24 protein-coding genes are annotated in these 22,944 nt (G+C 55.9%); 16 read left to right on the forward strand and 8 right to left on the reverse strand.

What is annotated here, in order from left to right:
- Nucleotides 1-27: 27 nt before the first annotated feature.
- Both mdh and EBB79_RS02225 read right to left on the reverse strand, forming a co-directional pair.
- Nucleotides 28-990 carry a malate dehydrogenase gene (gene mdh / locus EBB79_RS02220; protein WP_127747269.1) on the reverse strand — a complete coding sequence of 321 codons (963 nt, stop codon included), beginning with the start codon at nucleotides 988-990 and terminating at the stop codon, nucleotides 28-30.
- 518 nt (nucleotides 991-1,508) lie between these two features.
- Nucleotides 1,509-1,826 (reverse strand): hypothetical protein, encoded by a 318-nt coding sequence (locus EBB79_RS02225; protein WP_127747270.1) that lies wholly within the window; start codon nucleotides 1,824-1,826, stop codon nucleotides 1,509-1,511.
- Nucleotides 1,827-2,171: 345 nt separating this feature from the next.
- On the opposite strand from EBB79_RS02225, the gene EBB79_RS02230 reads away from it, so the two are divergent.
- The 11 genes from EBB79_RS02230 (at nucleotide 2,172) to EBB79_RS02280 (ending at nucleotide 12,085) form a co-directional block, all read left to right on the forward strand.
- Nucleotides 2,172-3,026 carry an HpcH/HpaI aldolase/citrate lyase family protein gene (locus EBB79_RS02230; RefSeq protein ID WP_127747271.1) on the forward strand — a complete coding sequence of 285 codons (855 nt, stop codon included), beginning with the start codon at nucleotides 2,172-2,174 and terminating at the stop codon, nucleotides 3,024-3,026.
- 34 nt (nucleotides 3,027-3,060) lie between these two features.
- Complete coding sequence (locus EBB79_RS02235; RefSeq protein WP_127747272.1) at nucleotides 3,061-3,609, forward strand: NnrU family protein; 549 nt, start codon at nucleotides 3,061-3,063, stop codon at nucleotides 3,607-3,609.
- A 6-nt stretch (nucleotides 3,610-3,615) separates the two neighbouring features.
- Nucleotides 3,616-3,819 (forward strand): DUF1737 domain-containing protein, encoded by a 204-nt coding sequence (locus tag EBB79_RS02240; RefSeq protein ID WP_127747273.1) that lies wholly within the window; start codon nucleotides 3,616-3,618, stop codon nucleotides 3,817-3,819.
- A 120-nt stretch (nucleotides 3,820-3,939) separates the two neighbouring features.
- The gene (locus EBB79_RS02245) at nucleotides 3,940-4,986 is read left to right on the forward strand and encodes a MaoC family dehydratase (RefSeq protein WP_127747274.1); all 1,047 of its coding nucleotides are present in this window, start codon (nucleotides 3,940-3,942) and stop codon (nucleotides 4,984-4,986) included.
- A gap of 152 nt (nucleotides 4,987-5,138) precedes the next feature.
- Nucleotides 5,139-5,816: a DUF1194 domain-containing protein gene (locus EBB79_RS02250; RefSeq protein ID WP_127747275.1), complete on the forward strand. Its 678-nt coding sequence runs from the start codon at nucleotides 5,139-5,141 to the stop codon at nucleotides 5,814-5,816.
- A 193-nt stretch (nucleotides 5,817-6,009) separates the two neighbouring features.
- Nucleotides 6,010-6,393: a succinate dehydrogenase, cytochrome b556 subunit gene (gene sdhC / locus EBB79_RS02255; protein WP_127747276.1), complete on the forward strand. Its 384-nt coding sequence runs from the start codon at nucleotides 6,010-6,012 to the stop codon at nucleotides 6,391-6,393.
- A gap of 11 nt (nucleotides 6,394-6,404) precedes the next feature.
- Nucleotides 6,405-6,776 carry a succinate dehydrogenase, hydrophobic membrane anchor protein gene (gene sdhD / locus EBB79_RS02260; RefSeq protein ID WP_127747277.1) on the forward strand — a complete coding sequence of 124 codons (372 nt, stop codon included), beginning with the start codon at nucleotides 6,405-6,407 and terminating at the stop codon, nucleotides 6,774-6,776.
- 18 nt (nucleotides 6,777-6,794) lie between these two features.
- Entirely contained in the window at nucleotides 6,795-8,600 is a 1,806-nt protein-coding gene (sdhA, locus tag EBB79_RS02265) for a succinate dehydrogenase flavoprotein subunit (RefSeq protein WP_127747278.1), read from the forward strand.
- 128 nt (nucleotides 8,601-8,728) lie between these two features.
- Nucleotides 8,729-9,625, forward strand: a complete 897-nt coding sequence (locus EBB79_RS02270) for a hypothetical protein (RefSeq protein ID WP_238704977.1) — start codon at nucleotides 8,729-8,731, stop codon at nucleotides 9,623-9,625.
- A 190-nt stretch (nucleotides 9,626-9,815) separates the two neighbouring features.
- Nucleotides 9,816-10,595 (forward strand): succinate dehydrogenase iron-sulfur subunit, encoded by a 780-nt coding sequence (locus EBB79_RS02275; protein WP_127747279.1) that lies wholly within the window; start codon nucleotides 9,816-9,818, stop codon nucleotides 10,593-10,595.
- Nucleotides 10,596-11,203: 608 nt separating this feature from the next.
- Entirely contained in the window at nucleotides 11,204-12,085 is an 882-nt protein-coding gene (locus EBB79_RS02280) for an urea carboxylase-associated family protein (RefSeq protein ID WP_238704978.1), read from the forward strand.
- 137 nt (nucleotides 12,086-12,222) lie between these two features.
- Here the strand turns inward: EBB79_RS02280 and deoD are convergent, their stop codons facing one another.
- The 4 genes from deoD to EBB79_RS02300 form a co-directional block, all read right to left on the reverse strand.
- Nucleotides 12,223-12,927 (reverse strand): purine-nucleoside phosphorylase, encoded by a 705-nt coding sequence (deoD, locus tag EBB79_RS02285; protein WP_127747280.1) that lies wholly within the window; start codon nucleotides 12,925-12,927, stop codon nucleotides 12,223-12,225.
- 22 nt (nucleotides 12,928-12,949) lie between these two features.
- Complete coding sequence (locus EBB79_RS02290) at nucleotides 12,950-13,267, reverse strand: H-NS histone family protein (RefSeq protein ID WP_127747281.1); 318 nt, start codon at nucleotides 13,265-13,267, stop codon at nucleotides 12,950-12,952.
- A 120-nt stretch (nucleotides 13,268-13,387) separates the two neighbouring features.
- Nucleotides 13,388-15,346 (reverse strand): protein meaA, encoded by a 1,959-nt coding sequence (locus tag EBB79_RS02295; RefSeq protein WP_127747282.1) that lies wholly within the window; start codon nucleotides 15,344-15,346, stop codon nucleotides 13,388-13,390.
- Between the two features lie 164 nt (nucleotides 15,347-15,510).
- Nucleotides 15,511-15,846, reverse strand: a complete 336-nt coding sequence (locus tag EBB79_RS02300) for a hypothetical protein (RefSeq protein WP_127747283.1) — start codon at nucleotides 15,844-15,846, stop codon at nucleotides 15,511-15,513.
- A 568-nt stretch (nucleotides 15,847-16,414) separates the two neighbouring features.
- Between EBB79_RS02300 and ccrA the strand changes: the two genes are divergently transcribed.
- From ccrA to EBB79_RS02325, 5 genes are all read left to right on the forward strand, one after another.
- A complete protein-coding gene (ccrA, locus tag EBB79_RS02305) occupies nucleotides 16,415-17,698 on the forward strand; it encodes a crotonyl-CoA carboxylase/reductase (protein WP_127747284.1) in 1,284 nt (427 codons plus the stop codon).
- A 186-nt stretch (nucleotides 17,699-17,884) separates the two neighbouring features.
- Nucleotides 17,885-18,142, forward strand: a complete 258-nt coding sequence (locus tag EBB79_RS02310; protein WP_127747286.1) for a hypothetical protein — start codon at nucleotides 17,885-17,887, stop codon at nucleotides 18,140-18,142.
- On the forward strand, nucleotides 18,087-18,806 hold the full coding sequence (locus EBB79_RS02315; RefSeq protein ID WP_127747288.1) for a helix-turn-helix transcriptional regulator: 720 nt from the start codon (nucleotides 18,087-18,089) through the stop codon (nucleotides 18,804-18,806). The genes EBB79_RS02310 and EBB79_RS02315 overlap by 56 nt, the downstream gene beginning before the upstream one ends.
- A 91-nt stretch (nucleotides 18,807-18,897) precedes the next feature.
- Nucleotides 18,898-19,536 carry an acyl-homoserine-lactone synthase gene (locus EBB79_RS02320; protein ID WP_127747289.1) on the forward strand — a complete coding sequence of 213 codons (639 nt, stop codon included), beginning with the start codon at nucleotides 18,898-18,900 and terminating at the stop codon, nucleotides 19,534-19,536.
- Between the two features lie 63 nt (nucleotides 19,537-19,599).
- Nucleotides 19,600-21,126, forward strand: coding sequence for an ATP-dependent DNA helicase (locus tag EBB79_RS02325; RefSeq protein ID WP_127747291.1), 1,527 nt, complete (start codon nucleotides 19,600-19,602; stop codon nucleotides 21,124-21,126).
- Nucleotides 21,127-21,164: 38 nt separating this feature from the next.
- Here EBB79_RS02325 and EBB79_RS02330 read toward each other — a convergent pair whose 3' ends face one another.
- Both EBB79_RS02330 and EBB79_RS02335 read right to left on the reverse strand, forming a co-directional pair.
- Nucleotides 21,165-21,932: a TIGR02186 family protein gene (locus tag EBB79_RS02330; protein ID WP_127747293.1), complete on the reverse strand. Its 768-nt coding sequence runs from the start codon at nucleotides 21,930-21,932 to the stop codon at nucleotides 21,165-21,167.
- A gap of 2 nt (nucleotides 21,933-21,934) precedes the next feature.
- The gene (locus tag EBB79_RS02335; protein WP_127747295.1) at nucleotides 21,935-22,855 is read right to left on the reverse strand and encodes a sulfite exporter TauE/SafE family protein; all 921 of its coding nucleotides are present in this window, start codon (nucleotides 22,853-22,855) and stop codon (nucleotides 21,935-21,937) included.
- Between the last annotated feature and the right edge of the window lie 89 nt (nucleotides 22,856-22,944).

Below are 22,944 nucleotides of genomic sequence, written 5' to 3' on the forward strand. Positions count from 1 at the left end.
CCCCTGATGCGGATACAAGCTGACGGGTTATGCCAGCGAGTTATCGATACCTTTGCAAGCGTCGACCAAGCCTTTGACAGCGTTGACAGAATTGTCGAACATCGCCTGCTCGTCAGCATCCATTTGGATGTCGACGACACGTTCAATGCCGCCAGCTCCGATGATGGTGGGAACGCCAACATACATGCCCTCGAGACCCAGAGCACCATCAACATAAGCGGCGCAAGGCAGCAGGCGTTTCTGGTCTTTCAGGTAGGCTTCGGCCATTTCGATGGCGCTTGTGGCCGGCGCGTAGAACGCGGAACCGGTTTTCAGCAGGCCAACGATCTCGGCGCCGCCATCACGGGTGCGCTGAACGATGGCGTCCAGTTTTTCCTGTGTGGTCCAACCCATCGATACCAGATCGGGCAAAGGAATGCCGCCAACGGTGGAGTAACGGGTCAGTGGCACCATGGTGTCGCCGTGGCCGCCCAGCACAAATGCAGTGACGTCCTTCATCGAAACGTCAAATTCTTCGGCCAGGAAGTGGCGGAAGCGCGCGGAATCAAGAATGCCAGCCATGCCGCAAACCTTGGCATGGGGCAGGCCCGAGAACTCACGCAGTGCCCAAACCATGGCGTCCAGCGGGTTGGTGATGCAGATGACAAAAGCGTTGGGAGCGTGATCGCGGATGCCCTCGCCAACGGATTTCATGACTTTCAGGTTGATGCCCAGCAGGTCATCACGGCTCATGCCTGGTTTGCGCGGCACACCAGCAGTGACGATGCAGACGTCGGCGTCTGCAATATCAGCGTAGGACTGGGTGCCTTTTAGCGAGGCGTCGAAGCCTTCGGAGGGGCCGGACTGCGAGATGTCGAGCGCTTTGCCTTCCGGGGTGCCCTCGGAAATGTCGAAAAGAACGACGTCGCCAAGTTCTTTCATTGCGGCGAGATGGGCTAACGTGCCACCAATCTGACCTGCGCCGATAAGGGCGATTTTGGGTCTAGCCATGGGAATATGTCTCCGGTCCGGTTGAAATTGCCGGTTGCCTACGGCGTTCCGCGCTGTCGTGCAAGAGTTCTGCGCTGCAGCGCGGCGTTGCAGCAACCTGACCGGTTTCTGGCTGATAACGCTAAAGAACTTGTAAACTAGGGGGTTACGGGCCGGGAAAAAAGTCGGCGGACGCGAAAATGTTTTTTGATTTTGTGATCACAGGGACCACTCTGCGGGCGGCTTCAAGAGAGATTTTGCGCTAGTGAGGTCGCGCATCCTGATCGATTCTCGTCGTGGTTGATGAGAGTCGCGGACAGGACGGCGTGGTCTTTGGCGCTGCGCCAATTTGGACATAAAAGGGGGGATAGCGGACCTCAGGACCTGGGCATCAAGCCTGGCACAAAGGACATGGGCGGGCGTAGTCGCCCGCGGCCAATGTTTGTTCTTCGGCGATGGTCGTCTGGTGGCAGCGGCGACCATAGCCGGATCCTGTTCGACCTGTAAGTTGCCCATTTGCGGGGCAACACCTTGATGGTTCAGGCGTCGTTGCCCTGAGGCGGCAGTGCTTCGGCAAGTTCTTCCCAGGACTGCCCCGACGCCACCAGGCAAGTTAAGCCATTGGGGGTGGTTACAGTGATGGTCCAAGTGCCGGTATCCGACGAGGCGAAGGTTTCGATTACCATGCCACGTTCGCCTAAGCCGATGCTCTGGCGGCTTTCCCCATAAGTGCTGGCCAGACGTTCTACGACTGCCTCGCGAGGGGCGCAATTTCTGTTCTGTTCAGCAGTGGCCTGCTGAGTTGCCATTGCCATGAAGCCCAGGCTCATGGTCAGTTTGATCATCGTCTTCATCATGGGTTTTACCCTTCATTCCGGAGCGGCCTGTACTACGTAAACTTGATTACGCACTACCCTCGATAGTTCCGTAGCGAGCCGGTTTCTGACGTTTATCGAACCATAAGCCGTTCTAAACCACGATCTACGCCGTTCTGGCTGGAAGGTAATGGGTTCGATGTAACCACTGTGCCAAATAGGTGCTGATAAAGTATTAATGCGGCGTTCCTCCCCTTATTTTTATGACGTTAGCCGTTGAGAACTTTGAATAATAAAGTTGAAATGCTGCGATGCAGAATATTTTTTCTTGTAATTTTATGACCGAATCGCTATCGATTTAGCAATTTTACAACCTGGAGAGATAATATGGACATGCGTTCGCGCCCTTTTCGGTCGGTGCTGTATATTCCCGGTTCAAAACCGCGCGCCTTGGACAAAGCCCGGGGGCTGCCAGTGGATGCCGTGATCTTTGATCTTGAGGACGCGGTGACAGTTGCCGAGAAGATCACGGCACGGGATACGCTGGCGCAAGAGTTACAGCAGGGCGGGTACGGGACCCGGATGCGGATTGTTCGTATCAATGGCTTCGACACCGAATGGGGTCATGCAGATGCCAAGGCCGTGGCCCAGATGGCGTGCGATGCGGTGTTGCTGCCCAAGGTCTCGTCACTGGCGGATCTGGATGCGCTGGCCGAGATCACTGGCGAATTGCCGATTTGGGCGATGATGGAAACCCCGCGCGGCATGTTGAACGCGGCCGAGATTGCCACGCATCCGAAACTGCAGGGCATGGTCATGGGGACCAACGATCTGGCAAAAGAGCTGCAGGTGCGGTTTCGGGCGGACCGTATGCCGCTGATGGCTGGGCTGGGTCTGTGCTTGCTGGCGGCCAAGGCCGAGGGGTTGGTGATCATTGATGGCGTCTATAATGCGTTCAAAGATGCCGAGGGACTGGCAGAGGAATGCAGCCAAGGCCGCGATATGGGATTTGACGGCAAAACACTGATCCATCCGGCGCAAGTGGATGTCGCCAATACCGCCTTTGCGCCGTCAAACGATGAGGTGGATCTGGCCCGGCGCCAAATCACCGGTTTTGAAGAGGCCGAGGCTGCCGGGCAGGGGGTTGCTGTTGTTGATGGCAAAATTGTGGAAAACCTGCATGTGGTCACGGCACGCGAGATTATTGCAAAAGCGGATGCAATCGCCGCGGTTTCCGCATAGGCGTTGATCAAAATAACGTCTTGAGGAAACTGACATGACACTATTGGTCTTAGGCATCCTGCTGTGGATTGCTGCACATCTGTTCAAACGGGTTGCGCCAGATATGCGCGCATCTATGGGAGACAAGGGCAAGGGGCTGGTTGCACTGGCCCTGGTTGGGTCGATTGTGTTGATGGTGCTGGGCTATCGCAGCATGGACTTTATTCCCGTTTGGGAACCGGCGCCGTTTCTAAATCACATCAACAATCTGGCCGTGTTGATTGCGCTGTATTTCACCAGCCCCGGGCCCAGCAAAGGCGCGATTTTCTATAAGATGCGGCATCCGATGCTGATTGGTTTCAAGCTATGGGCAGCCGCGCATTTGCTGGTCAATGGCGATTTGGCGTCGATCATCCTGTTTGGCGGGTTGCTGGCCTGGGGTGTGATCGAAGTGATCGTCATCAACCGGTCCGAGCCCAACTGGACGCCAAACCCCAAGGGAACCATCGCCAAAGACGCGATGTTCTTTGCGATCTCGATCCTTTTGTTGGCTGTCATTGGCTATGTTCACGGGCTTATCGGGCCTTCACCCTTTCCAGGATAAAACACTATGAAACTCTATCGGTTCCTTAGCGAGGACGACACGTCGGCCTTTTGTCATAAGGTCACGGATGCGCTGAACAAAGGCTGGGAGCTGTATGGCAGCCCCACCGAGGCCTTTGACCCGGTCAAAGGCGTTATGCGCTGTGGCCAGTCGGTGGTGAAAGAGGTTGAGGGCACCTATACGCCCGACACCAAATTGAGCGCACATTAGGGCGGTTCCAGCCGTGTTATCCCCATCCCGGCGCAGGTGCTGTTAAACGCAGTCCTTGCCCTATCGGGGCCTTTCCGGGGTGGGCGAGTATCTAAAGTTAACTAAATGGGAAGCGCTAGGATGAGTAAGACCAGATCGGCCAAAACAAATTCGGGACGATTTTTCGAGGATTACGCCGTGGGTGATGTGTTGCGTCACGCGGTGCCGCGCACGGTATCGGGGGGCGAGCGGGCGCTGTATCATGCGCTGTATCCGGCCCGTCACGCGCTGTATTCCTCGGATGAATTTGCGCGTCGGTCAGGTCTGCCCAAATCGCCGCTGGATGATCTGGCGGCGTTCCACATTGTGTTCGGCAAGACGGTGCCGGATGTGTCACTGAATGCGGTGGCCAATCTGGGCTACGCTGAGGGGCGGTGGCTCCTGCCGGTCTATGAGGGCGACACGTTGCGGTCAGAGTCCGAGGTAATCGGGGTCAAGCAGAACTCGAATGGCAAATCGGGTGTGGTCTATGTGCGCACCCGCGGGGTGAACCAGCGGGAAGAGACCGTGATGGAGTATGTGCGCTGGGTCATGGTGCGCAAAAAGGATCTGGAGGCACCGGCACCAGAAACGGTGATCCCGGCACTGAAAAAAGTGATCCCTGTCGAAGATCTGGTGATCCCCGAGGGGCTGGATTTTTCGGGTTATGATTTTGATCAGGCGGGCGAGCCGCATCACTGGGGCGATTACGCCGTGGGCGAGACCATTGATCATGTGGATGGGGTCACCATCGAGGAGGCCGAGCATATGATCGCCACGCGGCTGTGGCAGAACACGGCCAAAGTGCATTTTGATGCTACGGCGCGGCCGGATGGATCTCGGTTGATATACGGCGGGCATGTGATCTCGATGGCGCGGGCGCTGTCGTTCAACGGGCTGGCCAATGCGCAGATGATTGTCGGGCTGAATGGGGGCGCGCATGCAAACCCCTGCGCATCAGGGATGACGGTGCGGGCCTGGTCTGAAGTGTTGGACAAGGCTGAGACTTCGGCGCCGGGGGTCGGTGCTATTCGGTTGCGGTTGGTTGCCGCCAGCGGGGCGGAGCCGTTTACCTTGAAGGGCGAGGACGGCAAGTATCTGCCGGGCGTGTTGTTGGATCTGGATTATTGGGCGTTGATGCCGGTCTGATTTGATGGCTGTTGATGGCTGTTGATGGCTGGGGGCTCTGCCCCCAGACCCCCGGGATATTTTTGGCCAGATGAAAGGCGGACCCTGTGGGCCCGGCCGGGGCTGGCGTAAAAGTGATCGGGGATTTGCGATTTGCTTGTTAAGTTATCGCCATGGTGTTTTTTCGGGTTTTGAGTTTTGCATTCTTTTTTGGTTTTCCTGTTGGTGGGCGGGCCTGCGATCTGGCGTTGGTGTTGGCGGTTGATGTGTCGGGATCGGTGGATTCTGAGGAATATCGTATTCAGATGGATGGCCTGGCAGAAGGCCTGCGCGACGGGGTGGTGGCAGAGGCCTTGGTGCGTGGCAAAGCGCAGGTGATGCTGATCCAATGGTCGGGATCCACTCGGCAAGAGGTTAGCATTCCGTGGGTGGATATCGTTGATTTTTCAGCAGTGGAGGCGCTGGCGAACCGTATCCAGCAGGTGGAGCGGCCGTGGCGCAATTATTCGACGGCAATTGGTCAGGCGCTGTTGCGCGCGGTGGCGCAATTTGACGATGTACCCGTCTGCGCCCGGCGGGTGATTGATCTTTCGGGGGATGGAACCTCGAATGAAGGCGTATCGCCAACCGGGTTGGATACGGTACTGGTTCAGGCGGAGGTGACCGTAAATGCCATAGCCATCGAAGAGAGCGATGCCGATCTGACCAGTTACTTCTATGAAAACGTGATCCATGGCGAAGGGGCTTTTGTTGCAACCGCTGAGAGCTTTGCCGATTATCCCGGGCGTATTCGCATGAAGCTGTTGCGGGAGGTGGCGCGTCAGACCGCGCAGCTTCAGCGCTTGCGGTGATTTTGAGGTAAGGGGGCTGATTCTGCGAAACTTCTACAAATTGCAATTATGTGATCACAAGCCTGAATGCTGTGATCACAACTGTGATTTTTTAGCGCCAACAGGCGAAATACCACGAATATTTACCATTCGTTCGGGTGACAGCCGGTAAAAATCCGCTAAAACACCGTCAGCCAACCGAAGAGGAGCCACCATGGCCGATGTCAATCGGGGTAATCGCCCGCTTTCGCCTCATTTGAGTATTTATCGCCCGCAGCTGACGTCTGTGTCGTCAATCATGGTTCGGATCACCGGGATTGCATCATTGGGGCTGGCCCTGCTGGTGGTCTGGTGGTTGCTGGCCGCTGCAACCTCGGCGGGATCTTTTGCTGTTATTGATGGGCTGCTGCGCAGCTGGTTTGGCAGCTTGGTTCTGCTCGGCGCTACCTGGGCACTGTGGTATCACATGCTGGGTCGACTGCGTCACGTGATCTGGGATTTTGGATATTTGGTGCAAGTTGAGGTGTCCAACAAGATGGGCCTGGGCATGTTCATTGGCGCAACCGTCCTGACGGCTATCACGGCCCTCGTGGTTTAAGGAGCGATATTATGCGATATTTGACCGACCGCAAACGAGCCGAGGGTCTGGGCGCCAGTGGTTCCGGGACGCATCATCATTGGCAGATGATGGTTAGTTCTATCCTTTTGGTGCCTTTGGTTCCGCTTTTCATCTTCACCTTCGGCTATGGGCTGGGTGGTACCCATGAAGAGGTGTTGGCCTACTTTGGCCGCCCCTTCCCGGCGCTTGTCATGGCATTGAGCCTGATTGTGATCACCCTGCATGTGATGCATGAGGCTAAAGCCGCGATCGAAGACTATATGCATGGAGTCGCAGGCAAACTGACGCTGATCTTTGCAACGGCCTTTTCTTACACCCTTATTGCGGCGGGCTTGTTTGCTATCGCACGCATCGCCCTTTGATATCGGAGCTCTGAACGAATGGCTTCTTACGAATATGAAACCCATGATTATGACGTTGTTGTCGTTGGTGCCGGTGGCGCAGGATTGCGCGCTACACTGGGAATGGCAGAGCAGGGGCTGCGCACGGCCTGTGTGACCAAAGTGTTCCCGACCCGCTCGCATACAGTTGCGGCGCAGGGCGGCATTGCGGCCTCGCTGTCGAACATGGGTCCGGACAACTGGCAGTGGCATATGTATGACACCGTCAAAGGCAGTGACTGGCTGGGCGACATGGACGCGCAGGAATATATGGTGCGTGAGGCGCCGAAAGCGGTTTATGAGCTGGAGCACTACGGTGTGCCCTTCTCGCGGACCGAAGAAGGCAAGATTTATCAGCGCCCGTTTGGTGGTCACACCACCGAGTTTGGCGATGGCCCGGCGGTTCAGCGGACCTGTGCTGCGGCAGACCGGACCGGTCACGCGATCCTGCACACGCTGTATGGCCAGTCGCTGAAGAACAACGCTGAGTTTTATGTCGAGTATTTCGCCATCGACCTGATCATGTCTGAGGATGGACGGTGTCAGGGCGTTGTCTGCTGGAAACTGGACGACGGCACCATGCATGTGTTCAACGCCAAGATGGTTGTTCTGGCCACTGGTGGTTACGGCCGTGCTTATTTCAGCGCCACATCTGCCCATACCTGTACCGGTGACGGTGGTGGTATGGTGGCCCGTGCGGGTCTGGCTTTGCAAGACATGGAATTTGTTCAGTTTCACCCGACCGGCATCTACGGCTCGGGCTGTCTGATCACCGAGGGTGCCCGCGGCGAGGGTGGTTATCTGACCAACTCGGAAGGCGAGCGGTTCATGGAGCGCTATGCGCCCCAGTACAAGGATCTTGCTCCGCGCGATTATGTGTCACGTTCGATGACCATGGAAATCCGCGAAGGTCGCGGTGTCGGCGCCGAAGGTGATCACATTCACCTGAACCTGTCGCATCTGCCAGCCGAGGCACTGGCCGAACGGCTGCCGGGTATTTCCGAGAGCGCCAAGATTTTTGCCGGTGTTGATCTGACCAAAGAGCCGATCCCGGTGATCCCGACCGTGCATTACAACATGGGCGGCATTCCGACCAACTATTGGGGCGAAGTGCTGAACCCAACCGAGAAAGATTCCAACGCGGTGGTTCCCGGCCTGATGGCCGTGGGCGAGGCCGGTTGTGCCTCGGTGCATGGGGCCAACCGTCTTGGCTCTAACTCGCTGATCGATTTGGTGGTCTTTGGCCGCGCTTCGGCCATCCGTGCCGGTAAAGTTGTCGATGCCGAAGCCCCCAATCCGGTGCTGAACCAGGCAGCGATTGATGCTGCATTTGACCGTTTTGACGGGCTGCGCCATGCCAAGGGCAATGTCGCCACAGCCGAATTGCGGTTGGAAATGCAGAAAACCATGCAGGCCGACGCAGCTGTGTTCCGGACTTCGAAAACCCTAAGCGAGGGTGTCGAGAAAATGACTGCGATTGCGGGTAAGATGGATGACCTGTCGGTCACGGATCGCTCGCTGGTATGGAACTCGGATTTGATGGAAACGCTGGAGCTGGCCAACCTGATGCCCAACGCGCTGGCCACCATCCACGGTGCCGAAGCGCGCAAGGAAAGCCGTGGCGCCCACGCGCATGAGGATTTCGCCGAACGCGACGATGCGAACTGGCGGGTACACACCATCAGCCGGGTTGATGGCGCATCGGTTGACCTGAGCCACCGCCCAGTGGTGGTCCAACCACTGACCACGGAAAAAGAAGGCGGTATCAACTTGGAGAAGGTCGCGCCCAAAGCGCGGACGTTCTGAGGCGGCTGCCGGATGGTTTTGGTGGATAAAACGACGGTAGTGCCGGGACGTGTTGCGCCCCGGTCTGCACTTGCCTGTGCCATCTGGAGCGTTATGGGCGGCGTCTGCTTTTTTCCTGAGGTGGGACAATGACCGCTATGGATCGCCAAATGGATGCTGGACAGCCCAGAGAATGGACCCGCCTTGGATTTGTTCCGGGGCAGGCGCTGCGTATGTTTGGCATGCGTCGGTCGGGCAATCATGCCATAGCCAATTGGCTGCAACGCAATGCACCTTCGGGGCATTCGGTGTTTATGAACAATTGCAAACCCACCACCGATCCGTTCAAAAGTTTTCGCTCGATCGAGTTGGATGGAAAGATTGCGCCACATCGCAAGGCGCGCAGGGACCTGGCCTCGGTCACGGCACGCGCCGAGGATGGCGCTATGTTGCTGATCTCATACGAGGATGTGACGCCTGCAAATTTCGCGCCAATGCGAATGGTGTCGGAACCGTTTGACGAGACATTGCTGACCGGTGATGTGTTGATCTATCGGAGTTTCCTGAACTGGGCCGCTTCCCTACTGAAAAAAATGCAGGCCAATGATTCCTATAGCCTGCTCAGACGCAACGCGATCCTGTTGCATGCTATAGACAATTACCGGCTGTTGTTGAAACAGGTGGAACAGGCCGATGATTTGGGCTTCACCTGTATCTGCTACGACGATTGGATGCGCAGCGAGGATTATCGCGCATCAATCCTGGCGCAGCTGGACTTGCCTGTGTGCGATAATAGCCTGGGTCAGGTGCAAAGCTATGGCGGTGGTTCATCGTTCCAAAAAGAGGCCAGTAGCGCCGACGAATTAGAGACAAGCCGGCGGTGGCAGAAAATGTCTGAAGACCCCGAGTTTGCGGCTGTACTGAATCTTGCGGCGCATGACACCAAGCTGACCCACCGACTGGAACGGGTGTTTCCACGCGACGCGGCGCTATTGGCCCGGATTGCAGGTGTGAATACCCCACCTGAGGAGGGCCGCCGTGAGTGACGTAACAGGTCCTGGTTGTGCGTCTGTAAGACTCCCAGGTTTGGAAAATCATATTGCCTGCGATGACGCTGGCGAAAATTACGCGCTCGGGATCGCCAGTACAATGGCGCGGGCATCGGAAAAAATGAACATCTGTCAGCAGTGTGCCGCAACGCACCTGTTGATAGGCGGATAAGCAAGGAGACAAATCATGGTCGAATTCGCACTCCCGAAGAACTCGAAGATCACGACGGGAAAGACCTGGCCGAAACCCAGCGGCTCCACCAATATTCGCAAGTTCCGGATTTATCGCTGGACCCCGGATGATGGCAAAAACCCACGGGTAGACACCTATTTTCTGGATATGGACACCTGTGGTCCGATGGTTCTGGACGCGCTGATCAAAATCAAGAACGAGATTGATCCCACCCTCTCGTTCCGACGGTCCTGCCGCGAGGGAATCTGTGGCTCCTGCGCGATGAACATTGATGGTATCAATACGCTGGCCTGTATCTACGGCATGGATGAGATCAAGGGGGATGTGAAAATCTACCCGTTGCCACATATGTCGGTGGTGCGTGACCTGATCCCGGATTTGACGCATTTCTATGCGCAGCACGCCAGTATCATGCCGTGGCTCGAGACCAAGACCAACCGCCCGGCCAAGGAATGGAAACAGACCATTGCGGACCGGAAGAAGTTGGACGGTCTGTATGAATGTGTGATGTGTGCCAGCTGCTCGACCTCGTGCCCCAGCTACTGGTGGAACAGTGACCGCTATCTTGGGCCCGCCGCGCTGCTGCATGCCTATCGCTGGATCATCGATAGCCGTGATGAGGCAACTGGGGAGCGTCTGGACGAGTTGGAAGATCCGTTCAAGCTGTACCGGTGTCACACCATCATGAACTGCACCAATACCTGTCCCAAGGGTCTGAACCCAGCCGAAGCGATTGCCAACATCAAGAAGATGATGGTCGAGCGGACGCTGTAGTTCACCCACTTCCCCTAGCCACAGAACCGGCTTGGAGAAACCCTATCTGTTGTACAGCGGCGCGATCCTGTCTCGCCGCTGTACAATATGTAGCTAGATCAAGAACTATGAGCATTCAGATAAAGCAAGTTTTCCTTTAATGGCAGTCTCGTTTTTGGGGCGTGCTTAACGCTCCGCTTGCGGCTTACATCGCATCCAATGTCAGCCTAAGTGAGTGTGTGAAGCAGGCTGGTATCACCGGAAACTAAGCCGTCGCTACCCCGGTGTCGGGCGGTTCCATCACGCAAGGGGTGAAACCAAAAGCTCATGTTAGTGAAGCTCAGGCAGCGTAGGTAAACTCCACCGCTGCCCCCCAGCGCTGATGAAAACAGGATCTCCCGTCCATCGTTGGTATCTTCGATACCGGCCTCTGGTTGGGCGTGGCGCCGCGCAAAGCGCGGCTAACGCCCAAGTCCGCAAGCCTGTCGGCGTTAGCCGACGGGCACAGCGGCCGCGGGAGACATTGATCTGATACCAAGAGACAGAGAAGGGGGCTGGCCGGAAATATTCAGGCTTGCGCACCAGGCTCTGTCAGGCGTTGATGGGCTCATCAAGATGGAGCTGAAAATATGTGTGACACTATCCCTGAAATCCCTTTTGAGACTGCAATGAAGTTGCCCAAGGATGCAGCGGCGCGCCGGGGTGTGGCACCGGTAATCTGTTACCCGAATGACAGCCTGCCGCCTGTGGATCTCTCTCTGTATCGTCGCGCGCGGGCCAGCGCGGTCAAGACGGATGAGGTTTTGGTCCCTGCGCGTGATGCCGCGTGCTTTGAAGTGCCAGCCGGACAATTCTTCCGCATCAGCTCGGTTGAGGGAGCGCAGGTGGGGGACCTGAACCTTTGGAACCGCAATGACCTGAGCGAGCGGTTCTACTCTGGCAAGACGCGTGCCCTGCATGGGACCCATATCACGACCGGTGAACGGATGTGGACCAGCTTTCCGTACCTGCGTCCGATGGCAACACTCACCGATGATACGCTGGGCTGGTATGGTATCGATGAATACGGTGGTTCGGTTCATGACGTGATCGGTACGCGCTGTGATCCCTACACTGGGAACCTGTTGGCGGGGAGCCAATATCACCACTGTTGTCATTCGAATCTGACCCGCGCGCTGGCGGATCACTTGGGAGTGTCGCTGGCCGAGGCTGAGCCACACGTGCATGATGTCCTGAATGTCTTTATGTGCACCGGTTTCACCCGGGACACCGGGCAGTACTTCATGAAGGCTTCGCCGGTGCGCCCTGGTGACTACCTGGAGGGTTTTGCCGAGATAGATCTGTTGGGGGCCCTCAGCGCCTGCCCCGGTGGCGATTGCAGTGCCGAGCATTCCAGTGATACCGCAGCCTGTCACCCGCTGCTGGTAGAAGTGTTTGCTCCGGCTGCGGGGACCCTAGAGGGCTGGGTCAGCCCGCAGGTCAACGGTTATGACGGCAGCCACGGACGCTAACCGCTGGCGTTGACAAGGGCGAGGTCGCTGATTTCACCCGGTGACAAAAAACGCCGTGCCGGAAAGAGATCCGGCACGGCGTTGGTGGTTTGTGGTGTTGTGCGCTGGCCCAATTGCGTTGCAGAGGTCGTCAGAGCTTAAGCAAAGGCGGCCTCGAGAGCGATTTCTACCATGTCGCCAAAGCTACGTTCACGTTGGTCAGCTGGCATGGCCTCTCCCGTAAGCAGATGGTCCGAGACCGTCAGCACTGCCAAAGCCCGGCGTCCGTGCCGGGCCGCCAGATTATACAGCTCGGCCGCTTCCATTTCGACCGCCAGAACGCCGTGACGCACCATTTGCTCATTCAGATCAGGGCGTTCGTCGTAGAACACATCCGATGAATAAATCCCGCCAACATGGGTTGGCGTGCCCTTGGCCTCGGCGGCCTGGACGGCTGCGTGCAGCAGGTCCCAGTCGGCACAGGGAGCAAAGTTGAGCTCTCTAAAGAAACCGCGTGATGGGGTGCTGAGGCTGCTCGCGGTCATCGCCACGATCACATCGCGCAGATTGACTTTATCCTGCATGCCGCCACAGGATCCGATGCGGATCAACGTTTGGGCATCGTAGTCTTTGATCAACTCGTTGACGTAAATCGACAGCGATGGCATTCCCATGCCACTGCCCTGGATGGTGACGCGATGTCCCTTCCAGGTGCCAGTAAAGCCGAGCATGCCACGGACCTCGTTTACCAGGCGCACGTCCTGAAGAAACGTTTCCGCAGCCCATTTGGCGCGATATGGATCGCCCGGCAACAGGACAGTTTCCGCAATATCTTCTTTTGCGGCACCAATATGAATGGTCATTTAAGCGCTCTCCGTATCTGGATCAGATTTCCAGATCAGAGATATCTGCACCCGATGTCAAGGCCGTGTGAATCCAATGTGGTTTGCGACCGCGGCCAGTCCAGGTTTCTTCTGGGTTTGCCGGGTTTCTGTATTTCGGAGCTGCTTTTGAACGCTTGCCGATTGAGCGACCGCCGTTGGCAATTTCCTCAAGCGAAAAACCGAATTCTGCGGCAGCTTGTTCGGCTGCCTTAAGCGCCTCAAGGCGTTCACGTTGTTCAGCGGTTTTCAGTGCTTCACTAACGTCCGTCTTGAGTTGCAGAAGATCTTTACGCGACATTTCCGCAAGATTGAGGGTCATTTTGGTCTCCAGTTTTTAGTACGTGCATATCTAATTAGCGCGTAACTGGTTATGGCCCAATTGTCAGACGTTATTTTTCGTTTTTTTTGTATTTTTGGCGAGCTCACGTATTGTTTGTTATTAACAATCAACTTTTTGGGGTGATGCCAGCTCTGTAATTTCCCTCATGATTGAATTGAGTTCAAAATCCTTTGGAGTATAAACACGCGATACCCCCATTTGTTTCAGGGAATTGGCATCGTCGTCTGGAATGATTCCTCCAACAATCACTGGAATGTGGCCCAGTCCGGCCTCGCGCATGCGGTCCATCGTTTCTTGGACCAGTGGCAGATGGCTACCCGACAGAACCGACAGGCCGACCACATGGGCCTCGTCATCAAGCGCGGCTGTGACCAGCTCGGCAGGTGTCAGGCGGATGCCATCATATGAGATGTCCATGCCGCAATCTCGGGCGCGGAAAGCAATCTGTTCGGCGCCGTTTGAATGGCCATCCAGCCCGGGTTTTCCAACCAGGAATTTTAGGCGACGGCCCAATTGATCGCTAACCGTATCGACCTGCTGGCGCAGGTCTTCCAGACCTTCAGTTTTGTTGGACACCGAGCGGGACACACCAGTGGGGCCACGGTAGGTGCCATGGACCAGACGCATCTCTTCAGCCCATTCGCCGGTGGTTACGCCGGCCTTGGCAGCCGCAATTGATGGCGGCATGATATTGTCGCCGTTCTGGGCGGCCAGACGCAATGCGGCCAACGCGGCCTGCACCTGTTCACTGTCGCGATCCCGGCGCCAGTCATTCAGACGTCCGATCTGGTCCTGTTCGACCGCAGGGTCAACCACCATGATGCCACCGTCTTCGGTCTGCAGTGGCGAGGGTTCGCCCTCGGTCCAGCGGTTGACGCCGACAACGATGGTTTCATTGCGTTCAATTCGATTCAGGCGTTCGGCATTTGAATCCACCAGGCGGGACTTCATATACTCGATCGAGGCCACAGCCCCGCCCATTCCGTCCAGATTGCTGAGTTCAGCCCGCGCACCGGCCTTTAGCTCTTCGACTTTGGCATCCACGACTGCATTGCCGTCGAACAGATCACCGTATTCCAGCAGGTCGGTCTCATAGGCCAGGATTTGCTGCATCCGCATCGACCATTGTTGGTCCCAGGGCCGGGGCAGGCCAAGGGCCTCGTTCCAGGCCGGAAGTTGTACGGCGCGGGCGCGGGCCTTTTTCGACAGGGTCACGGCCAGCATTTCGATGAGGATGCGGTAGACGTTGTTTTCAGGTTGTTGTTCGGTCAGGCCCAGTGAGTTGACCTGCACGCCATAGCGAAACCTGCGGTATTTCGGATCGGTGACGCCATAACGCGTTTCGCAGATTTCATCCCAGAGGTCGACAAAGGCGCGCATCTTGCACATTTCGGTGACAAAACGGATGCCTGCGTTGACAAAGAACGAGATCCGTCCGACCAGGGCCGGAAAATCCTCGGCGGGGACTCTGGGCCGCAATTCGTCCAGGACTGCCTGCCCGGTGGCTAAAGCAAAGGCCAGCTCTTGCTCGGGTGTCGCGCCGGCCTCTTGCAGGTGGTAGGAACAGACGTTCATCGGGTTCCATTTTGGCACGTTGGTATAGCAATACTCGGCCACATCGGCGATCATTTTAAGGCTGGGTTTCGGGGGGCAGATGTAGGTGCCCCGGCTTAGGTATTCCTTGATCAGGTCGTTTTGCACGGTGCCCTGCAGGCTGCGGACGTCTGCGCCTTGCTCTTCTGCGACCGCGATGTAAAGCGACAGCAACCAGGGGGCTGTGGCGTTGATAGTCATCGAAGTGTTCATCTGATCCAAAGGGATCTGGTCAAACAGGGCACGCATGTCGCCCAGGTGACATACCGGCACGCCGACTTTTCCGACTTCGCCGCGTGCCAGGGTATGGTCACTGTCGTATCCGGTCTGAGTTGGCAGATCAAAGGCGACTGACAGCCCGGTTTGACCCTTGGACAGATTGCTGCGGTACAGCGCGTTAGAGGCCGTGGCGGTAGAGTGGCCAGCATAGGTGCGGATCAGCCAGGGGCGGTCTTTCTGCGTCATCGGAGCCTCGTAAGTGATGCGTAATATTATTTCGTCACCAGCTTGATACGGGGAATATTATGGCGCTGTCAATTCGCTGCGTTGCGGCGAAGTCAAAAATTCGCATCAAAAAGCGCGCCAGACCAAGGTCGGCGCGCTTTTTGACGGTCTGGCGACCACGAGTATCAGTTATAAGTGTAGGTACCGATCTCACAGATATTGACACCTTTTCGGATCAGTTCGTCACCGTCGTCGAAAACTGCCTTGAAGTCGAATTTACAATAGCCGGTGCCATCGTCAAAATCGATCATTACAGATTGCCCTGAGCGCAGCACATCCCGTCCCAAAATATCCTCTTCCCAGGACGACGATCCCTTATTCGAGCCGTAGAACTCGACCAGCACATAGCCGGTGTCATTTACGATTCTCACACGCCGGTCCAATGCAAAGGCTGGAATTGCGGTGGTTACAGTGACTGCCATAGCAGCCAATGCAGTGACGAAGTTTCGTTTGGAAAACATGCTGTTCTTTTCCTGTAAACTTAAATTTCCATTAAACTCAGCAGCGCCGATGAGTGCAGTGAGCGGGTCCCATACAGTCAGAATAGTATAAAATTAGTGTGTGGCAACAAACTCTTGTTACAAAGTGGTTGTGGATGCATGTTCTCCGAAACGAATGCTGGCCGTTTCTATGGGCGTTTATTCACCCAATATCTGCCAATGCCTGGTGCATTTGATATGCACTCTGGACTGCATTTCGTGGACCCGGGATACTCTGAAATTCGGTCTGACTGGCCATCGGCCCTAAATACATTTGCCACCAGTCACCACTCCGATTGGGATCATTCTGTCTTGGCTCCGGTCAGCTGACCGTGACCTTTCGATTTATTACGCTAGCTCTGATTGGGGCTTGATCACTCGCCTGATGGGCCCGAGTTTTCTGCGATCGCAAAGGTAAATTCTGCGGTTGCGGGGTTATAAAATTACAAAATGCGAAGATTTGCGGTTGCTTTATTGCTTAACCGTTTTTATTCCGTAGTGAGAGCCGCGATTCTGCACTGCGGCGAAAAGAGGCAAAATGGAGGCTGTTATGGCTTTGGACACCAATCCCGACGTGTTGTCGTATGAGGCACCTGAAAAAGACCTGTACGAAATGGGTGAGATGCCCCCGATGGGCTACGTCCCCAAACAGATGTACGCATGGGCCATTCGCAAGGAACGTCATGGCAATCCCGACAGTGCGATGTTGCAGGAAGTGGTAGACGTACCAACCATAGACAGCCACGATGTGTTGGTTTTGGTGATGGCTGCCGGTGTCAATTACAATGGTGTTTGGGCCGCTCTGGGCAAGCCGATCAGCCCCTTTGACGGGCATAAACAGCCATACCACATTGCCGGTTCAGACGCGGCGGGTATTGTTTGGGCCGTTGGTGACAAGGTTAAGAAGTGGAAGGTCGGCGACGAGGTCGTAATCCACTGCAATCAGGATGACGGTGAAGACGAGGAATGTAACGGCGGTGATCCGATGTATTCTCCTAGTCAGCGTATTTGGGGCTATGAAACACCCGACGGATCTTTTGCACAGTTCACCAATGTTCAGTCTCAGCAGTTGATGCCACGCCCCAAGCACCTGACCTGGGAAGAAAGTGCCTGTTACACACTGACCTTGGCGACTGCCTATCGGATGCTTTTTGGCCACGAGCCACATGATCTGAAACCGGGACAAAATGTATTGGTATGGGGCGCGTCTGGCGGTTTAGGCTCCTACGCGATCCAGTTGATCAACACTGCCGGTGCCAACGCAATTGGCGTGATCTCGGACGAGAGTAAACGTGATTTTGTGATGGGACTTGGGGCCAAAGGTGTCTTGAACCGCAAGGACTTCAATTGTTGGGGTCAGATGCCAACGGTGAACACACCAGAGTATGCCGCATGGTTCAAAGAAGCCCGCAAATTCGGTGCCGCGATCTGGGCGATCACCGGCAAGGGGGTCAATGTTGACATGGTGTTCGAACATCCCGGCGAAGCAACATTCCCGGTGTCGACCTTTGTCTGCAAAAAGGGCGGCATGGTGGTGATCTGCGCAGGCACTACCGGGTTTAATCTGACCCTGGACGTACGCTATATGTGGATGCACCAGAAACGTCTGCAGGGCAGCCACTTTGCCCATCTCAAGCAGGCGGCCTCGGCCAACAAGCTGATGCTGGAGCGCCGTCTGGACCCCTGCATGTCCGAAGTGTTCGCCTGGAATGACCTTCCCCAGGCCCATATGAAAATGCTGCGGAATGAGCATAAACCAGGCAATATGTCGGTGCTGGTCCAGGCGCCCGCAACAGGCCTGCGCACGCTAGAAGACGTGCTTGAGGCCGGCTGAGCGGACCCAACGAAGGGTCCTGTGTAGCCCACATGCTGACCTGTTAGCGGTATCCCGCGAATCAATGACTTTGATTCGCGGGTTTTCCATTTTTTTCGCCTCTGGGTTTCGTTTCAGCGGCTTGCAGGTTCGGCCCTCACTGTTTTTGGGGAGGGGAAAACAGCGAGTTTCTGGAGTTCTGGTCGCATGTTAACCTTTTTTGACGCTAACTTTGCGAAAAGAGACACTGCAATGACCCAATCTCACTGGATGCTAGACGTTCTCGTTGACCTCCGGTCATTTGCTGCTGCAAATGGCTTGGGGGCACTGGCTGACCAGCTGAGCAAAACGCTTGAACTGGCTGAGTCTGAATTGGCTTCGATGAACGAACAAGCTGGTGCGCAAAAGAATGGCGAGCAGAATCAATCTGGACAGAATCCTAAAAATACTGGAGGCCACCAGTAGCCTTGAAGGTATTCAAGACGTCATTGAAAAGGTTCGGGATCTCTTTGAAATTGATCACATTGTGTATCACTGGGTCGACAGTGCCGGGGATCAATACGGGTGTGGAACGTATTCGGATGAATGGGTTCAACGCTACCTGGAACAAGAGTATTTGCGGACCGATCCGGTTATCACCGGCTGCTATCAACGTTTTCATCCGGTCGATTGGAAGCGACTGGACTGGTCCAGTAAACCAGCCCGCGTATTCCTGGCCGATGCGCTGAAGCACGGGGTTGGCAACCAGGGGTATTCTATTCCGATTCGCGGCCCAAATGGGCAATTTGCGTTGTTTTCTATCAGCCATAATTGTGACGATTTAGTCTGGGAGAAATTTACGGAAAAACACAGCCGTGATCTGATATTACTGGCACATTACTTCAACCGTAAAGCACTGGATTTCGAACCAGATCGGGCGCCAGAGCAATCGCGGACTTTGTCGCCGCGTGAGGTGGACGTGATGACCCTATTAGCTATGGGATATAGCCGCGCACAAGTCGCTGAAACACTGTCGATTTCAGAACATACATTGAGGGTATATATTGAAAGTGCCCGATTTAAATTGGGCGCGCTTAATACTACACATGCCATTGCGCGCGCAATGAGTCGGGGTCTAATTGTTGTTTAACAATTTGTTTCCAATTATTAACAAAAAACTTATAATGCATTAACCATTTTAGTCGTACGTTTTGCTCTCTTTTTACGAAACGGAGAAAGCAATGCTTCGCTACATTTACGCAAACGACCTTCACAAGTTTTCGGATCTGGCACATTCGATGTTCGTTGACCGGGCTGACCAGTTTAAAACCCGCTTGGGTTGGGATGTCGCCGTCGATTCATCCGGGGAAGAGCGTGATGAGTATGACACGCTGAACCCGCTATATGTCATCTGGGAGCAACCCGATGGCAGTCATGGCGGATCGATGCGATTTTTGCCGACGACTGGGCGGGTCATGGTGAATGACATCTTTGGGCATCTGACGGATGGTGTATCAATCTGTAGCCCATTCATTTGGGAATGCACCCGGTTCTGCCTGTCGCGCGATGCCAGTAGCAAAGTAGCCGGGGCCCTGATGCTGGGCGGTGGTGAAATCATGCGTAACTTTTCCATTGACCACTTTGTGGGCGTCTTTGACCGTCGGATGATCCGTATTTACCGCGCTATTGGGTCGTCGCCTGATGTTCTGGGAAGCGAAGGTCAGGGACGCGATCAGATTAATGTTGGACTGTGGGAATTCTCTCCGGGTGCCTATGATATTGTGGCGCAGCGGTCTGGTATTGCACCAGAAATTTCACGCATGTGGTTCGACCGGTCATTTGGTGGACCAACTGATCTGCCGATGGCATTGAGCGCTTGAAAACAATCTGGAAACGCAGGGCTGGCTCTGGTGAAGCCAGCCCCGCATCTATAGGGTCAGGGGATGACCGCACTCCCCATCCAGTTCTCTGACGACCAAGCCGCTGCCTTTGACAGCGTAACTGAAATGCTGCGCCAGGCCGGTGTCGATCTTGATGACAGCCTGCTGCAACAGCCAAAGGGCGAAAGCGGCGTGATGGCCCTGATGGGCAAGGCCGGGTCGGGCAAGACGCTGTTGCTGGCTGAGCTGTACAAGGCGCTGGAGCAATCCGGCGTTGAGGTGGTGTCAGGCGATTATGAAAGTCGCAAAAAGGGCGACCGGCGCACCTTGGCTATACTGGCCCCAACCAACAAAGCGGCATCCGTCTTGCGGCTGCGTGGCGTGCCGGCGACGACCATTCACCGTATTCTGTACACGCCGATGTATGACCCGGAATACGAGAAACTGGCCGAGTGGTTGACGGGCAAGGGGGAGCCGCCCGAGATCGAGGGCCTGACCGATGAGGCGCTGGCCCGGGCCGCGGCGTTTTTTGAAAAGAACAAATCGATTCCCGGTGCTTTGGCGTCGGCGGGCCTGCGCGGCTCTGACTTCATCACCGGTTGGAAACGGCGGGAAGAGCCGCTGGATATTGGGTTTGTAGACGAATCATCGATGCTGGATGAACGCCAGTTCAATGACCTGAAAGAGATTTTCCCAAGTCTGGTGCTGTTTGGCGATCCGGCGCAGTTAGCGCCTGTGAACCAATCCGGAGCGATGGTGTTTGACGCCTTGCCCGAAGAGCGCAAGCTGGAGCTTCACCGTATTCACCGTCAGGACGCTGACAATCCGATTCTGGATCTGGCGCATGCGCTGGCCGACCCGCAACTGTCGTTCCAAGACTTTGAACGGATGATCGAGGATGTCTCGAAACGGGATGACCGGGTGGTTTGGGGACAGCGGGTTGAGGTTGACTTGATGGCGCGCTCGCCGGTTCTGGTTTGGCGCAATGCGACGCGAATTAAGCTAATCAATGCTTTTCGCACCGTCCATGGCGCGCCAGAGGATGCGCTGATGGAGGGCGAGCCGCTAATTTGTGACGGCATAGAACTGCCGATAAAACATCGGAAAAAGCGGTTGGACCTGGAGGCGCGCGGACTGATCAAGGGGGCGCAGGTGGTCTATCTTGGACCGGGGCGCAAACCGGGATTTTCACGGTTACATGTGATGGGTGCCGAAGATCCTCAGGTCAGTGCGGCCTCGATTGTGAAGATTGAAAAACCGGACGAGGAAGAGCCCTTTATTCCCTTTGCGGCCCGTATGGGGGCGACGTTCCTGCACGGTGCTGCGGTGACCATCCACAAGGCCCAGGGCTCGCAATGGGGGACGACACAGGTGTTTGCCCCTGACCTGTATGTCGCCGCGCGCATGGGACGGGTTGAGGCGGGCCAGCCGCTGTGGAAACGGTTGGCCTATGTTGCCATCACACGGGCGCAAGAGCGATTGATCTGGGTGGTCCGCAACCGGCTGGCCAAACCAAGCGAGCCGCTACGGATTGATGATTTACGCGCAGCACCGGCGGCAACACTGAAGCTAGAGGTCGAGGGCGACTAAGGCCACTGATGGATCCCAGTACAGATTGACCGATTGGATCAGTTGTTCCGCAGCAGACGGAACGCAGCCGAAGCACCCCATCCAGCGGCGATGGCAATCGCCAGTGACATCAACCCGTATAGAAACGGTTGTTCTCGCGACATCACATAGAGAAACCGCTCTAGCCCGACTTTGCGCACGTCAATCGGAGTTTCATACTGCGAGATGACTTTGCCGTTGCGGGTCAGAAAGATACGCGCGGTATAGCTGCCCTCGGTCAGGTCGGCAGGCATATCGATCGCGGTCCGAAAAAGGGTCTGCTGGTCAACGGCGACGGTGTTTTCGCGTATAGAGTACAACTGCTCACCCTCGCGGATACGTATCACGGCGTCGGCAAAGTCTTGTGCGCCACGAATGTGCATTGCGGCACCAACCGAACGAATCGCACGCCCGATAGAAATGCGATACCGTAGGTCCTCGGTGTCTGTCAGAACCTGTGAGAATGGGGCACTGGTGGCAACGGCATAGAATGTCGGGGCAGAATCAACCAGCACCGAGTCGACATTGACCCAGATGCCCAGCTTGCGTTCCTTGCGCCGTACCAGAACCGGTTGGCCTGGCCCCGATACGGTCACGATGACCTCGAGCGGTTCGGTGTCAGGAATAGGAGTTTCCCGCTTTACGGCGCCGAAGATCAGGATTTCAGATCCATTGAAATCGGCCGTAATGGCGACGCGGTCCTGGCTGAGGCCCAGCACCACCTCTTCTTGAGCGGCCTGGGCGGAGGGGGTAAACAGCAGCAAGGCTGCAAGCAGTAGTTTGCGCATGGTCAGTGCCCCCCGCCAGCGCCGAGCGAGAATATCTCGGAGGGGGTGAGAAGCAGATCCAGGGCCAGTTTGCCGCAGACGATCAGGACCATAAGGGCCAGTAGAATGCGCAGTTGCTCGGCCTTCATGTAGACGCCAATGCGGGTGCCGATCTGGGCGCCGATGACGCCACCGATCAGCAGCAATACGGCAAGTACTATGTCCACGGTGTAGTTGGTGGTGGCATGCAGCATGGTGGTAAAGGCAGTCACGGTGATAATCTGGAACAGCGAGGTTCCGATTACGACCTTTGTGGGCATCCCTAAGATGTAGATCATCGCGGGCACCATGATGAACCCACCGCCAACACCCATGATAGCGGCAAGGATGCCAACGCAGATGCCGACCAGAATGGGTGGGATGACTGAGATATACAGGCCGGATGTGCGGAACCGGACCTTGAGTGGCAGCGCGTGAATCCAGTTGCGTTGGCGGCGAGGCGCAGGTGCACCCCCTGATTTCTTGGATTTCCTGATAGCGTTCAGGCTTTCGATGAACATCAGGCCACCGACGACACCCAGGAAGACCACGTAGCAAAGCTTGACCAGAAGATCGACCTGGCCTTGCGCCTTGAGGTAGTTAAAGACCAAGACACCCAGTGCCGCCCCGACCAGGCCACCGGCTTGCAGCACCAGGCCCATCTTGATATCGACCGTTTGCCTTCGAAAGTGGGCCAGGACGCCCGAAAACGAGGACGCCACGATCTGATTCGCCTCGGTGGCGACCGCAACGGCGGGTGGTATGCCAATAAAGAAAAGCAGCGGGGTCATTAAAAAACCGCCGCCAACCCCGAACATACCTGACAATATTCCGACCAAGCCACCTAAACCTAGCAAAAGGAAGGCGTTGACCGAGACTTCGGCGATAGGAAGATAAATCTGCATAATCTTTGTTAGACCGGGCGCATGGTTGAAATCAACCACCGATGCCGCTGCGCAGCAAATAGGACTGGGGAGAATGGAAAACTGGACTT

Source organism: Parasedimentitalea marina (genome assembly GCF_004006175.1).
Classification (GTDB): Bacteria; Pseudomonadota; Alphaproteobacteria; order Rhodobacterales; family Rhodobacteraceae; genus Parasedimentitalea; species Parasedimentitalea marina.

Bases quoted from the DNA above. Each gene is read 5' to 3' on its own strand.
- EBB79_RS02330 (WP_127747293.1), bottom strand. From the start codon at position 21,932: ATGCGCAAACTACTGCTTGCAGCCTTGCTGCTGTTTACCCCCTCCGCC.
- EBB79_RS02300 (WP_127747283.1), bottom strand. From the start codon at position 15,846: ATGTTTTCCAAACGAAACTTCGTCACTGCATTGGCTGCTATGGCAGTC.
- EBB79_RS02290 (WP_127747281.1), bottom strand. From the start codon at position 13,267: ATGACCCTCAATCTTGCGGAAATGTCGCGTAAAGATCTTCTGCAACTC.
- sdhD (WP_127747277.1), top strand. From the start codon at position 6,405: ATGCGATATTTGACCGACCGCAAACGAGCCGAGGGTCTGGGCGCCAGT.
- EBB79_RS02245 (WP_127747274.1), top strand. From the start codon at position 3,940: ATGAGTAAGACCAGATCGGCCAAAACAAATTCGGGACGATTTTTCGAG.
- EBB79_RS02335 (WP_127747295.1), bottom strand. From the start codon at position 22,855: ATGCAGATTTATCTTCCTATCGCCGAAGTCTCGGTCAACGCCTTCCTT.
- ccrA (WP_127747284.1), top strand. From the start codon at position 16,415: ATGGCTTTGGACACCAATCCCGACGTGTTGTCGTATGAGGCACCTGAA.
- EBB79_RS02235 (WP_127747272.1), top strand. From the start codon at position 3,061: ATGACACTATTGGTCTTAGGCATCCTGCTGTGGATTGCTGCACATCTG.
- EBB79_RS02225 (WP_127747270.1), bottom strand. From the start codon at position 1,826: ATGATGAAGACGATGATCAAACTGACCATGAGCCTGGGCTTCATGGCA.
- sdhC (WP_127747276.1), top strand. From the start codon at position 6,010: ATGGCCGATGTCAATCGGGGTAATCGCCCGCTTTCGCCTCATTTGAGT.
- EBB79_RS02315 (WP_127747288.1), top strand. From the start codon at position 18,087: ATGGCGAGCAGAATCAATCTGGACAGAATCCTAAAAATACTGGAGGCC.
- EBB79_RS02250 (WP_127747275.1), top strand. From the start codon at position 5,139: ATGGTGTTTTTTCGGGTTTTGAGTTTTGCATTCTTTTTTGGTTTTCCT.
- EBB79_RS02320 (WP_127747289.1), top strand. From the start codon at position 18,898: ATGCTTCGCTACATTTACGCAAACGACCTTCACAAGTTTTCGGATCTG.
- sdhA (WP_127747278.1), top strand. From the start codon at position 6,795: ATGGCTTCTTACGAATATGAAACCCATGATTATGACGTTGTTGTCGTT.
- EBB79_RS02295 (WP_127747282.1), bottom strand. From the start codon at position 15,346: ATGACGCAGAAAGACCGCCCCTGGCTGATCCGCACCTATGCTGGCCAC.
- EBB79_RS02280 (WP_238704978.1), top strand. From the start codon at position 11,204: ATGTGTGACACTATCCCTGAAATCCCTTTTGAGACTGCAATGAAGTTG.
- EBB79_RS02270 (WP_238704977.1), top strand. From the start codon at position 8,729: ATGACCGCTATGGATCGCCAAATGGATGCTGGACAGCCCAGAGAATGG.
- EBB79_RS02275 (WP_127747279.1), top strand. From the start codon at position 9,816: ATGGTCGAATTCGCACTCCCGAAGAACTCGAAGATCACGACGGGAAAG.
- EBB79_RS02240 (WP_127747273.1), top strand. From the start codon at position 3,616: ATGAAACTCTATCGGTTCCTTAGCGAGGACGACACGTCGGCCTTTTGT.
- EBB79_RS02325 (WP_127747291.1), top strand. From the start codon at position 19,600: ATGACCGCACTCCCCATCCAGTTCTCTGACGACCAAGCCGCTGCCTTT.
- deoD (WP_127747280.1), bottom strand. From the start codon at position 12,927: ATGACCATTCATATTGGTGCCGCAAAAGAAGATATTGCGGAAACTGTC.
- mdh (WP_127747269.1), bottom strand. From the start codon at position 990: ATGGCTAGACCCAAAATCGCCCTTATCGGCGCAGGTCAGATTGGTGGC.
- EBB79_RS02230 (WP_127747271.1), top strand. From the start codon at position 2,172: ATGGACATGCGTTCGCGCCCTTTTCGGTCGGTGCTGTATATTCCCGGT.
- EBB79_RS02310 (WP_127747286.1), top strand. From the start codon at position 17,885: ATGTTAACCTTTTTTGACGCTAACTTTGCGAAAAGAGACACTGCAATG.